This window comes from Algibacter luteus (genome assembly GCF_030344935.1).
Lineage (GTDB): Bacteria > Bacteroidota > Bacteroidia > Flavobacteriales > Flavobacteriaceae > Arenitalea > Arenitalea lutea.
This window is the reverse complement of sequence record NZ_CP128313.1, coordinates 432,549-446,042: the sequence shown is the minus strand read 5'-3', so window position 1 is coordinate 446,042 and position 13,494 is coordinate 432,549. Positions and strand designations below refer to the sequence as shown.

Here is a 13,494-nt window from a genome sequence, read left to right as displayed (position 1 = left end):
TTATCCATTTTACGGGTTTACCATAACAGACCTGAAGAAATCACCTACACATAGTATTAATCTTACACAAAATACCACGTTTAAGCAACTTTCTATTTAGTATATTTGAACCTACAAATTAACCTGTTATAAAGAATGAAATCAATTTTAAAAGTCAATAATCTCAACATAGCTTTTGGAAATAATGAAGTCATTCATAATATCTCTTATCACTTAAATAAAAACGAAATTTTAGGAATAGTTGGAGAGTCTGGTTCTGGGAAATCGGTTTCGTCTTTAGCCATTTTGGGTTTATTACCCAAAAAGATTTCTAAAATAACAAATGGCTCTATTGTTTATAACGGAGACGATTTAACGCAATTAAATTCAAAAGCATTTCAAAAAATTAGAGGTCTTAAAATTGCCATGATTTTTCAAGAACCTATGAGTTCACTCAATCCGTCGATGGCTTGTGGGGATCAAGTTGAAGAAATATTGTTGCAACATTCAAATTTATCAAAAAAACAAGTTAAGGAAGAAACATTAACGCTATTCGAAAAAGTAAAACTACCACAACCAGAACGTGTTTTTAATGCTTATCCTCATGAAATTTCAGGTGGACAAAAACAACGGGTTATGATTGCCATGGCCATTGCTTGTAAACCAGATATTTTAATTGCAGATGAACCCACCACGGCTTTAGATGTTACTGTGCAAAAAGATATTATAAACCTTCTTAAAGACCTGCAAGCCCAAACAAAAATGAGTATTATTTTCATAACACACGATTTGGCCCTAATTTCAGAAATTGCACATCGTGTTCTTGTTATGTATAAAGGCGAAATTGTAGAACAAGGTGAAGTAGAAACGATTTTTAAGAACCCAGAGCACAACTATACTAAGGCTTTAATAAATTCTCGACCCACATTAAATTCGCGATTAAAAATTTTACCAACCATTCAAGATTTTTTAAATGATAGTATTTCAGATGAAATTATAACTCCTGCAGAACGTCAAAAACATCATAAAAAACTGTACAGTAAACCGCCTTTGTTGGAAGTTATTAATGTTGAAAAAGAATATCTTACAAAGTCAGGTTGGTTTACAAAACCTCAACATTTTAAAGCTGTAAATAATGTGAGTTTTAAATTGTACGAAGGCGAAACATTAGGTTTAGTTGGAGAATCCGGTTGCGGGAAATCGACCCTAGGAAATGCGATTTTACAATTAGATAAAGCCACTGCAGGTTCTATTTTATATAAAGGTACAGATATAACTAAACTTTCAAAAAAAGAAACGAGAGTGCTTAGAAAGGAGATTCAGATTATTTTTCAAGACCCTTATTCCTCACTAAACCCTCGAATTCCTGTTGGTGAATCGATTTTGGAACCCATGAAAGTTCATAACCTTTACAATTCTGATGTTGAAAGAAAAGCTCAAGTTATTGAAATATTGAATAAGGTAGGATTATCTGAAGACTATTATAACCGCTATCCGCATGAGTTCTCTGGAGGACAGCGTCAGCGTATAGGCATTGCAAGAACTATTGCGTTGCAACCTAAATTGATAGTTTGTGATGAATCGGTTTCTGCTCTAGATATTTCAGTTCAAGCTCAAGTATTAAACTTGCTTAATACACTGAAAATTGATTTTGGATTTACCTATATCTTCATTTCACACGACTTGGCAGTAGTAAAATATATGTCTGACCAATTGCTTGTTATGAATCAAGGTAAAATAGAAGAATTAGGAGACGCCGATATTATTTATAGCGATCCGAAAAAAGAGTATACAAAAAAATTAATTCATGCTATTCCCAAAGGGTTATAGCATGAATAACTTCTTTGTAAGATAAACCAAGCTCTTCAAGAATTTTAAATTTTCTTTTAAAGTTTCTTTGAATTTGCTTTCGTTATCAGTAGGTAGTTCAGGTAGATTTGTTGCAATATTCATAGGTTGTTAAGATTAAGGTAGATTTGGGGCAATCTATAATTATTTGGTTTCTTTGGGGACTGCTAATATAACACACATTTTCAATTTGTTCGTTTAAAAACATATAAAATCGACAAAATGCATAATTATTTAACATTTTGTCGATTTTTCTTTCGATAAATGTGCTTTTGAACTTAAACTTGCATCTCTGGAATATCTCCTTCAACAATTAAATTTCCTGCCGTAGCCTTTTTTATTTCATCCACAGAAACACCTGGTGCGCGTTCCAAAAGTTTGAAACCATTGTTTGTAACTTCAACAACTGCTAAATTGGTGACTATGCGTTTTACACAGCCTACACCAGTTAATGGCAGTGTGCACTTTTTAAGTAATTTAGATTCACCGCGCTTATTGGTGTGCATCATAGCTACTATTATATTTTCGGCACTGGCCACCAAATCCATAGCACCACCCATACCTTTAACCATTTTACCAGGTATTTTCCAATTCGCTATATCTCCGTTTTCTGCAACTTCCATAGCACCTAAAATAGTGAGGTCAACATGCTTTCCACGTATCATAGAAAAACTCATTGCCGAATCAAAAAAACTGGCTCCAGGTAAAGTCGTTATCGTCTGTTTACCAGCATTAATAACATCAGCATCTTCTTCCCCTTCAAAAGGAAATGGGCCCATACCTAATACGCCGTTTTCACTTTGAAATTCAACCTCAATATCTTCTCTAACATAATTAGCTACCAATGTAGGGATGCCAATGCCTAGATTTACATAATACCCATCTTGTACTTCTTTTGCTATTCGTTTAGCTATACCGTTTTTGTCTAACATTTTTATTGATATAAAGTTGAACTTTTAACTTATTTTTGGTCTCACAGTTCGTTGCTCAATGCGCTTTTCATATACTTCACCCTGAAAAATACGTTGAACAAATATTCCTGGAATATGAATTTGATTAGGGTCCAAAGTACCTAGTGGAACCAATTCTTCAACCTCAGCTACCGTTATTTTTGCAGCCCCACACATATTAGGATTGAAATTTCTTGCCGTTCCTTTAAAAATTAGATTACCTGCCGCATCACCTTTCCAAGCTTTTACAAATGCGAAATCTGCTTTAAACGCATGTTCTAAAACATACATTTTCCCATCAAACTCTCGTGTTTCTTTACCTTCAGCTACTTCAGTGCCATACCCGGCAGGTGTATATATTGCTGGAAACCCAGATTGGGCAGCCCTACAGCGTTCTGCCAAGGTGCCTTGTGGTATTAACTCGACATCCAATTCACCTGAAAGCATTTGGCGTTCAAACTCTTCATTTTCCCCAACGTAAGATGAAATCATTTTTTTGATTTGCTTTTTTTGAAGCAATAGTCCCAATCCGAAATCGTCTACCCCAGCGTTGTTAGAGATACAAGTTAAACCGCTTACCCCTAATTTTACTAATTCAGCTATTGCATTTTCAGGAATTCCGCTAAGGCCGAAACCCCCAAACATAAAAGTCATGTTGTTGGAAACTCCATTTAAAGCTTCTTGAACGTTGGCTACTTTCTTATTAATCATTATTATTCAGTTTTTACTGTATAAATTTACGAATAATTGAATGATAAGTCTAAATTTCTGATAAATAAAAAACCGCTCTTTTCAGAACGGTTTTAATCAATTTAATGAATTCTTAAATATTTTATCCGAAGTCTAAATCTTCAGGTGTTTCTTCATCTGAATCTTCTTCAGTTGTATCTGAATTATGGTTCGCACAATCTACATTTATCGTTAAATTTTCTGGTGCTTCAAATTCTTCTTTGGAGATATTCAAATCCTGATCAGCATAACAATTTTTCATATAAATACCCCATATAGGTAAGGCCATAGCAGCTCCCTGTCCGTAAGTTATGGTTTTAAAATGTGCTGCTCGATCTTCGGCTCCTACCCAAACACCAGTAACTAAATTGGGTACCATACCCATAAACCAACCATCACTTTGGTTTTGGGTGGTTCCTGTTTTTCCTGCTATAGGATTTGTAAGTTCGTATGGATATCCTGTGATCACCTCTTTATATTCGGTTACATTTTTAGCCCAATTGTGTCTTAATCTAGCTCCAGAACCAACCTGCGTTACGCCTTCCATAAGCTTAACCGCCACATAGGCAGTTTCTTCACTCAAAACATCACGCGTTTCAGGTTTGAATTGATATAAAATGGTTCCGTTTTTATCTTCAATGCTAGTTACCATAACAGGTTTTGTATAAACTCCTTGATTTGCAAATGCTGAATAAGCACCTACCATTTCGTATACGCTAATATCTGGCGTTCCAAGTGCTATAGATGGCACCGGAAGCATTTCAGATTCTATACCCAATTTATTAGCTAAATTAACAACGGTTTGAGGACCTACTTTATCAATCAATTGTGCTGTTACCGTGTTTACAGAATTTGCCAAGGCATTTTTTAAAGTTCTAGTTCCACCGTAATTGTGTCCAGAATTTTTAGGACACCACTCTTCTGGGTTTCCATATTTATTGGCTTCGATACAATACGGTACATCTGGAAATTCATCGCATGGCGAATAGTGCAATTGATCTATTGCAGCTGTATATACAAATGGTTTAAATGTTGAACCAATTTGCCGCTTACCTTGTTTCACCATATCATATTGAAAATGCCTATAATTTATACCGCCAACCCAAGCTTTTACATGACCAGTTTGTGGATTCATAGACATCATCCCTGTTCTTAAAAATGACTTATAATAACGCATAGAATCAATTGGTTTCATAAGCGTATCTACCTCTGAAGCTTTACCATCTTTCCAAGTAAAAACACTCATTTTTGTTGGCTTTTGAAAAGATTCTATGATTTCCTTATTCGATTTTTTTAAATCGTATTTCATTTTTCTCCATCGTTCTGATTGTTTCATTCCTCTATTAAGCAATGCATCAATTTCTTCTAGCTCTAAATCTAAAAAAGGAGCTGTTGGGTTTCTTTTTGGTGTATTTTGAACAAAGAATTCTGCTTGTAACCTTGGCATATGTTGTTGAACCGCATCTTCAGCATGTTTTTGCATTCGGGAATCAATCGTGGTATAAATTTTTAAACCATCGTTGTATAAATTCCATTTAGTGCCGTCAGGTTTTGGATTATTCTTAATCCAATCTTTCATGAATCCATCTAAATAACCTCTAAAATAAGTTGCAATACCTTCGCGGTGCGATTCTGGTGAATAATCTAAATCTAACTCCGTTTGTTGCAACGAATCTTTAACTTTTTCTGAAATGTATCCGTATTTTTCCAGCTGATATAATACTACATTTCGTCTATTTTTTACACCAACAGGATTTCTTCTAGGGTTATATAAAGATGAGTTTTTAAACATCCCTACTAACATTGCAGATTCTTTTAAGTCTAACTGTTTAGGTTCTTTATTGAAATAGATTCTGGATGCACTACGAATACCATCGGCATTATTCCCAAAATCATAAATGTTGAAATACTGAGCTATAATTTCTTCTTTGGTGTATTGACGTTCTAGACGAATAGCGATAATCCACTCCTTAGCTTTTTGAAGTACACGTTTTACAATATTTGTTGACCCTTCACCATGAAATAATTGTTTAGCGAGTTGTTGCGAAATGGTACTCGCTCCACCACCGCTTCCTAATGTTATAAATGCTCTTAAAGTCCCTCTGCCATCGATTCCTGAATGCTCATGAAAACGCGCATCTTCAGTAGCTATTAATGCATCAACTAGGTTTTGAGGTAATTCGCTATAACTTACCGGTGTTCTGTTATCATTAAAATAAAATTTACCTAAAGTTTGACCGTCTGAAGAAATAATTTCAGTAGCTAAATTAGTTCTAGGATTCTCCAGCTGTGTATGGTCTGGCATTTCACCGAACGCGCCCCAAGAAGCTAATAAAAATATTAATAGAACAGCTAATATGCCACCTATAAATACCATCCAAAACCAACGGATATATTTTGAAAAATCTTGTACTCCTTTTGTCTCTTTTTTTGTTTTTGCCATGTCGTTCTAATTAAAAAACACTTCGATTTCTCTCTGTGTGACAAGTTTTATTTTGTGATAGGATTTTCAATTCTAAAGCCAATATCTGTAACACCTTCTAGCTCTTCAACGCCATTTACTTTACCATTTTCTCTCATGGCATGCTGTATGTTAACAATATATTCTCCTGCTTCTGAAAAAACAACCTTTTCCTTATACCACAATTTATTTTCTTTAATATCCATGTAACCTTCACCTAAAAGCTTGCCACTAGGTTCTGCCATTTTATATTCTAAAGTGTCTTTTATTGTTTTTCCGTGCGGAAATACCATTTCAACAATTAAAAATAAGTTGTTGTATTTATAGGCATTGGTATTTCTAAGATTAACAAAAAGATTATACGCCTTAGTTGAGTCTGGTGGGTTTATTTTGAAACTTACAATAGAATCTTTATGCCACGCATTTGGAACAGATTTATAATTATCATAAACACTGTTAGAATCGCATGACACTACGATAAAAGAAAACATTAATAAAAATAACAAGAATCTATTTTGCAGCATTTTTACTGTTTTGTGGTTTTCTTTTATTGTTTTTTCTAGGTTTTTGTTGGTTAGGCTTATTATTGGATGGCGCCTGGTCTTTTGGACCTGTTTTCTTTCTCCCTTGATTACCTTTCCTTCTATTATTTCTACGTTTTTTATTGCCTTTTGGACCATCAAAACGTGTTAAACTATCTTGACCTACAACGTTTTCAAATTCGGTTTTAGTGTCTTCCACCACATCTGACGCGTATTCTTCGAGGCTAGCTACTTTTTTCTTTTGTTTATTTAATTCAATAATTTCATTGGCCTGCTCGGTAGTAATTTTGTGCCAATTCATCCATTCACCTTCATAGGCATACCACATATGTCCTTTAAAAATATCTGTTTTTTGGCAAACCGCAGTTCCTTTTTCTGTGTAAAGTTTGGTGTCTGTTTTTGGAAAGTCTTTCAGGGCATCTAAATACGTGTCTAACTCGTAATTTAAACAACATTTTAGTTTACCACATTGTCCTGCTAGTTTTTGCGGATTTAGTGATAATTGCTGATAACGAGCAGCCGAAGTGCTTACCGACCTAAAATCTGTTAACCATGTAGAACAACATAGTTCTCGACCACAAGAACCAATACCACCAAGTCTTGCAGCTTCTTGACGAAACCCAACTTGTTTCATTTCAATACGTGTTCTAAATTCTCGAGCAAAAACTTTAATTAATTCACGAAAGTCTACGCGCTCTTCGGCCGTATAATAAAATGTAGCTTTACTAGCATCGCCTTGAAATTCGATATCAGAAATTTTCATTTGAAGTTTCAAATCGATTGCAAACTGACGTGCTCGAACCTTCATAGGCTCTTCTTTATCGCGTGCTGCTGACCAAATATCGATATCTTTCTGACTTGCTTTTCGGTAAATTTTTAAGGCTTCTTCAACATTTTCTGGGATATTTTTACGCTTCATTTGTACGCGCACCAATTCCCCCGTAAGGGTTACCATTCCAATATCATGACCCGCTTTAGCTTGTGTTGCCACAATATCGCCAATACTTAAAGTTAAATTCTCTGTGTTGTGGTAGTACTCTTTTCTACCGTTTTTATAACGAACCTCAACCCAATTAAATGGTTTTTCGCCGTTAGGAAGAGACATGTTTGCTAACCAATCAAAAACGGTTAACTTATTGCAACTATCTGTACCACAAGTACCATTATTTTTGCAGCCTTTAGGTGAGCCGTCTTTAGTTGAGCAACTTGCGCAAGCCATATTTTTATATATTGATTCCGATTAGAATTAAAAATCTATCGGAAGATGGTTCATAATTATTTTGAATCTTGCCTTTACCGTAAAGACTTGATAATGAAAATTTAAGAAATGATTTTTGAAATGAATTTTCTAAAAAATCTGGTTCTTGGACGTAAATATAAGATTATTCTAAGAGACTATAAAGCAAAGCATTTTTTAATTAAACTCAACTTCATAATTAAGCTTATTTGAGGTTGTTTTTAGCTGCTTTTTAGACTTAAAGATATTAGAAAACAGGAGTTTACTCCATCCTATTTTTTTGCTAAATTCGTTAAAACTCTCTTCTTTCCAATTAAAGCCTTCTTTCCAGAAACTTGTTGGCGACACGTAGCAAAATGTGTAATCGAATATAAAACTAGCTTCGTTATTGTTACTTAATTTAGATATAGAATTTGGTGCTAATAAGGTAATATTATTAGTTTTACAATTATCTGTAATTACTTTTATGATTCTAGTATAATCTTCTTCTAAGCTTGAAATATCAAAATCATTATACGCTGTATTTCCTATTTTTTGAATAGGACGTATTTGGAGGATATCGAAGCTTTTGCCATTAAAATGATTAAAAAATTCTTCTAATTCGTGAAAATTATCTTTATTGAATGTATAGTTAATTCGAACTTTAAAATCATAAAATTGTTTTAGCTTTTTGAATGCATTGAAAGCGGCATGAAACTTTTCATAATCTGCTTTTCCCATGAAATTCTCGTAACTTTCTTTGGTTACGCCATGAAGCGAAATGGTAAACTCATTTAAGCCTGCTTTTAAAAGGGCTTCTATTTTTTCTTCGGTCAGTAAATTTGCATTTGTAGTCAGGGAGATATATGGCACATTATACTTTTTACCTAATGCAATTAATTCTGGTAGTTTTTTATAAAGGGTTGGCTCTGTACCACAACCGACTTGAAGTTTTAATGCGCGGTTAAAAATGGTTTTAGCTACGCGATCAATTTCTTCTTCGTTAAATTGACCTTTTAACTTTTTTACATACTCTTCATCTGTAAAATAACACATTTTACAACGCAGATTACAAGCCAAAACTGGGTCTAAATTAACCGCTAAATAACGCCTGTTTAATATGTGCAAAAGATATAACCCTAGAAATTTAATCCTGTGGTTTTTTATCTTTCGATTGAGTTGTAAAAGTTTGTATATGTTCATAAATGATTTTACTAAGGTATCAAAATAATTGGCAAAAATATAGCATTGCGCAATGACTAGGTTACCTGTCTTTTGTTTTAGTTTTAAACATCTTTTACCGAAATAATTTTAACAGGACAAGCCTTTGCTGCATTATCGCAAGCTTCAAAAATTAAATGATCGTTAGATTTTAATGTGTAAAAACCTTTTTTTTCTGAGGCATGCAACAATACAGTTTTACCGTCTTTTTTAGACATTTGAAACTGACTTGGTGCCAACTCCACGCAGTAGTTACAGCCAATACACTTATTTCGTTGCAATGTAATAACTACCATTAAGCTTCTACTTTATTTTCAACGATTTTATAGAGTTTATCGGACTGACGAATTCTAAAAGGTAGTTTTATGGTTACTAAATCGCCTTTTAAGCCTTCAGTTAGTTTTTTATCGTTCACTAAAAATTCTTCTATAACAAATTCTTTTGCTCCTGTAGTTGGCCCTGTAATAAGAACGGTATCTCCAACTTTAATATTATAGGCTTCAATTTTAAATTCGCCTACATGAGCTTTTGGGAAATAGTGCATACCCTTACCTATATACACTTTCTTTTGTGTGGCATGAGATCCTGAGCCTTTACTCCACTCTCCTAGTTTCTGTCCTAAATAATAACCACTCCAAAACCCCCGATTGTAAACCGTTTCTAAACTTTGCATCCAAGTAACAACCTCTTCTTTGCTATAGGTACCTTTCTCTAAACTATCAATAGCTTCACGATAGCATTTTATAACCTTAGCCACATATTCAGGGGCTCTTCCGCGACCTTCAATTTTTAATACTTTTATTCCTGCATCTACAACTTCATCTAAAAAATCGATAGTACATAAATCTTTTGGAGACATGATATACTCATTATCTAGCTCCATTTCGAAACCAGTTTCTTGATCGATAACCGTGTATTTTTTTCTGCAATTTTGCTTACAAGCACCTCTGTTTGCTGAAGAATTTTGGGAATGTAAACTCATATAACATTTACCAGAAACTGCCATACAAAGGGCGCCATGACCGAATATTTCAATTTCAACCAAACGTCCTGAAGGGCCTTTAATTTGTTCCTTTTCTATTTGTTCGGATATCTTTTTTACTTGACGCAAACTAAGTTCACGACTTAGTACCATCGTGTCTGCAAACATGGCATAAAACTTAACCGTTTCAATGTTGGTAACGTTTATTTGCGTTGAAATATGGACTTCCATACCAACCTCTCTTGCCGATGCGATTACAGCCTGATCCATGGCTATAACCGCTGTAATATTAGCATCTTTAGCCTTATTTATCAAAGTTTTTACTACTGATAAGTCATGATCGTAGATAATCGTATTTAAGGTTAAATACGTTCGGACATTTTTTGCTTTACATCGGTTTGAAATCTCTTGTAAGTCATCTAACGTAAAATTTATTGATGCTCTGGCGCGCATGTTTAATTGTTCAACACCAAAATAAACGGAATCGGCACCATTATCTAAAGCGGCTTGAAGTGATTCAAAATTTCCCGCAGGCGCCATTAACTCTATCTTCTGCATAACCTTTACTTATTTTTTATCGACTTTCAAGTTTTCAAAAATATTTCTCAAGTCTTTTTTATAAGGTAAATGGTCTGCGCGCCCTTTTTTAAAAATGTCGTTACTATTGGATTGCCCTTTTCTTAATGCTTTCTGCTCCTCAAATGGTAAAGCGTGTATTTCTTTACAGTTTGTTGAACAGCAATTATTCATTTCTTCTTTACATGCATCACATTGAATAAATAACAAATGGCAAGCATCATTAGCACAATTGGTATGCACATCAAAAGGTTCGCCACATTGATGACATTGTGCAATAACATCGTCGCTAATTTTTTCGGCTCTACGTTCATCAAAAACAAAATTCTTTCCAATAAATTTATTGTCTAGATTGTTTTCATTTACCTGTCTTGTGTATTCAATAATTCCGCCTTCTAGCTGAAACACATTTTTAAATCCTTTATGCTTAAAATAAGCGCTCGCTTTTTCGCAACGAATACCACCAGTGCAATACATTACTAGATTTTTATCTTCTTTATGGTCTTTTAAATCTTCTTCAATAATATCTAGAGATTCTCTAAACGTATCAACATCGGGGGTTACCGCATTCTTAAAATGCCCGATTTCACTTTCGTAATGGTTACGCATATCAACCAATACCGTTTTTTCATCTTCAATAAGTTCATTAAACTTATCCGCATCTACATGAATACCTTTATTAGTCACATCAAAAGTATCATCGTTCAATCCATCGGCAACAATCTTGTGTCGCACTTTAACTTTCAATTTTAAAAACGACATGTTATCCTGCTCTACGGCAATGTTTAATCGAATGCCTTTTAAAAAACTAATGGTATCGAGGTGTTCTTTAAACTCGTTAAAACGGTCTGCTGGCAGTGATAACTGCCCATTTATACCCTCTTTAGCAACATAAATGCGCCCTAACACGTCTAGTTTATCCCAAACGATGAATAGTTGATCTCTAAATTCTTGTGGATTGGCAATTTTGGCGTACTGGTAAAAAGAAAGTGTTAATCGATCTTTGCCAGCTTTCTCGATTAATTCTGCTCTTTCTTTTGCACTTAATTTATTGTACAGTTGCATGCTATACTAATTTTAAGATTAAAGAATATTTTATAAGGTGCAAAAATACACTTTTAAGAAGATGGGACAATAAAATCCACAAAAAAAGCACTTTAGCTTAACTAAAGTGCTAATAATTAGTTCGAGTTAGTCAAATTTCAAACCATTTAGGATAAATTTCATAGCAAATTTTTTCCTCTTTTTTATATAGATGCAAAATGTTGATAAAGGTTGCGCGATAATATTGTATTGTGAAAAAAGTTATAGTATTTTAGCATACAATTTTTTAGAAAAATATAGAAATGAGCAACGAAAAAGAAGCCAAATTAAAAGCACTAAAACTAACATTAGACAAACTTGATAAAGCCTACGGAAAAGGAACCGTAATGAAAATGAGCGACTCTGCAATTGTAGATGTTGATGCTATTCCGTCGGGTTCTTTAGGTTTAGATATCGCTTTAGGCGTGGGTGGTTACCCTCGAGGACGAGTTATAGAAATTTATGGTCCAGAATCTTCTGGTAAAACCACCTTAACTTTGCATGCTATTGCCGAGGCTCAAAAAGCGGGAGGTATTGCTGCATTTATTGATGCAGAACATGCTTTTGATCGTTTTTATGCCGAAAAACTAGGTGTTGATATTGATAATCTAATTATCTCTCAACCTGATAATGGTGAGCAAGCTTTAGAAATTGCCGATAATTTAATTCGTTCTGGTGCAATTGATATTGTGGTTATCGATTCTGTTGCGGCATTAACCCCAAAAAGTGAAATTGAAGGTGAAATGGGCGACTCTAAAATGGGACTTCACGCACGTTTAATGTCTCAAGCCTTAAGAAAACTTACCGCCTCTATAAGTAAAACCAATTGTACCGTAATATTTATTAACCAATTACGAGAAAAAATTGGGGTAATGTTTGGTAATCCAGAAACGACAACAGGTGGTAATGCGTTAAAATTTTATGCTTCTGTTCGATTAGATATTCGTCGTTCAACTCAAATTAAAGAAACCGACGGTAACGTTGCTGGAAATAAAACCAGAGTGAAAGTGGTGAAAAACAAAGTTGCACCACCTTTTAAAATGGCTGAATTTGATATTATGTATGGCGAAGGCGTATCAAAAGTTGGTGAAATATTAGACTTAGCTGTAGAACATGAAATTGTAAAGAAAAGTGGCTCATGGTTTAGTTACGACGAAACCAAACTGGGTCAAGGTAGAGATGCTGTAAAAGCCTTAATAAAAGACAATCCAGAACTTATGGATGAGCTCGAAGCCAAGGTTAGACAAGCTGTCTCAGAAAAATAATTTAAAATCCCGTTAATTCGGGATTTTTTTATTTCTAGATTCTTGGTCATGCTGTTTACCCTCTCCTTTCTAGTCTACAATTAATAGGAAACAGTTTTTCAATCGCAAATAACTTCTTATTTTTTTATAATGTCGCGCAACCTTTTCATATCAATTGCATCTAAATAGTGCAAACATGTATGAAACCCCAATTTATTATTTGTTATGAAAAAATTATTAGTTCTTTGTTTAACTGTTATTTTTAGTGCATCTTGTGATTTAAACGATGACGACGGTACAAGTTATAGTTTTGAAATTTTACCTGTTGAAAGCGTAGACATTCCTGAAGAATTCGAATTAGGCGAAATCTACCCCATTACAGTATCTTATTTCAGGCCTTCAACTTGCCATGCCTTTAAAGAATTTTATTATTTAAAAGAAAATAATGAAAGAACAGTTGCTCCAATAACTTATGTTTTTGATAGTAATAACTGTGAAACCCTAGAAGAGAGCTTAGTTGAATCGACTTTTAACTTTCATGTTACAAGTAATGGCTCTTACATTTTTAAGTTTTGGCAGGGTGAAGATGACAACGGAGAAACACAATATTTAACCATTGAAGTTCCCGTAGTTGAGTAAAAATTAATTAATACATGTTTAAAA

12 protein-coding genes are annotated in these 13,494 nt (G+C 34.1%); 3 read left to right on the top strand and 9 right to left on the bottom strand.

Annotated features, from left to right (window positions below; translation table 11 throughout):
• Positions 1 to 135 precede the first annotated feature (135 nt).
• Positions 136 to 1,809, top strand: a complete 1,674-nt coding sequence (locus O5O44_RS01955; protein ID WP_289195522.1) for an ABC transporter ATP-binding protein — start codon at positions 136 to 138, stop codon at positions 1,807 to 1,809.
• Between the two features lie 296 nt (positions 1,810 to 2,105).
• Here the strand turns inward: O5O44_RS01955 and O5O44_RS01950 are convergent, their stop codons facing one another.
• From O5O44_RS01950 to trhO, 9 genes are all read right to left on the bottom strand, one after another.
• Entirely contained in the window at positions 2,106 to 2,759 is a 654-nt protein-coding gene (locus O5O44_RS01950) for a CoA transferase subunit B (RefSeq protein ID WP_019388070.1), read from the bottom strand.
• 24 nt (positions 2,760 to 2,783) lie between these two features.
• Positions 2,784 to 3,488 (bottom strand): CoA transferase subunit A, encoded by a 705-nt coding sequence (locus O5O44_RS01945; RefSeq protein ID WP_019388069.1) that lies wholly within the window; start codon positions 3,486 to 3,488, stop codon positions 2,784 to 2,786.
• Between the two features lie 121 nt (positions 3,489 to 3,609).
• Complete coding sequence (locus O5O44_RS01940) at positions 3,610 to 5,949, bottom strand: penicillin-binding protein 1A (RefSeq protein WP_289195521.1); 2,340 nt, start codon at positions 5,947 to 5,949, stop codon at positions 3,610 to 3,612.
• Between the two features lie 47 nt (positions 5,950 to 5,996).
• A complete protein-coding gene (locus tag O5O44_RS01935; RefSeq protein WP_289195520.1) occupies positions 5,997 to 6,491 on the bottom strand; it encodes a gliding motility lipoprotein GldH in 495 nt (164 codons plus the stop codon).
• On the bottom strand, positions 6,478 to 7,728 hold the full coding sequence (locus tag O5O44_RS01930; protein WP_026010083.1) for a PSP1 domain-containing protein: 1,251 nt from the start codon (positions 7,726 to 7,728) through the stop codon (positions 6,478 to 6,480). The genes O5O44_RS01935 and O5O44_RS01930 overlap by 14 nt, the downstream gene beginning before the upstream one ends.
• A gap of 195 nt (positions 7,729 to 7,923) precedes the next feature.
• Entirely contained in the window at positions 7,924 to 8,928 is a 1,005-nt protein-coding gene (locus tag O5O44_RS01925; RefSeq protein ID WP_289195519.1) for a radical SAM protein, read from the bottom strand.
• 83 nt (positions 8,929 to 9,011) lie between these two features.
• The gene (locus O5O44_RS01920; protein WP_019388063.1) at positions 9,012 to 9,242 is read right to left on the bottom strand and encodes a ferredoxin; all 231 of its coding nucleotides are present in this window, start codon (positions 9,240 to 9,242) and stop codon (positions 9,012 to 9,014) included.
• Positions 9,242 to 10,486 carry a peptidase U32 family protein gene (locus O5O44_RS01915; RefSeq protein ID WP_289195518.1) on the bottom strand — a complete coding sequence of 415 codons (1,245 nt, stop codon included), beginning with the start codon at positions 10,484 to 10,486 and terminating at the stop codon, positions 9,242 to 9,244. The genes O5O44_RS01920 and O5O44_RS01915 overlap by 1 nt, the downstream gene beginning before the upstream one ends.
• A gap of 9 nt (positions 10,487 to 10,495) precedes the next feature.
• Positions 10,496 to 11,569, bottom strand: coding sequence for an oxygen-dependent tRNA uridine(34) hydroxylase TrhO (trhO, locus tag O5O44_RS01910; RefSeq protein ID WP_289195517.1), 1,074 nt, complete (start codon positions 11,567 to 11,569; stop codon positions 10,496 to 10,498).
• 281 nt (positions 11,570 to 11,850) lie between these two features.
• Between trhO and recA the strand changes: the two genes are divergently transcribed.
• Together recA and O5O44_RS01900 are read left to right on the top strand one after the other, a co-directional pair.
• Positions 11,851 to 12,852: a recombinase RecA gene (gene recA / locus O5O44_RS01905; protein WP_289195516.1), complete on the top strand. Its 1,002-nt coding sequence runs from the start codon at positions 11,851 to 11,853 to the stop codon at positions 12,850 to 12,852.
• Positions 12,853 to 13,056: 204 nt separating this feature from the next.
• Positions 13,057 to 13,470 (top strand): hypothetical protein, encoded by a 414-nt coding sequence (locus O5O44_RS01900; protein ID WP_289195515.1) that lies wholly within the window; start codon positions 13,057 to 13,059, stop codon positions 13,468 to 13,470.
• The last annotated feature ends 24 nt before the right edge of the window (positions 13,471 to 13,494 follow it).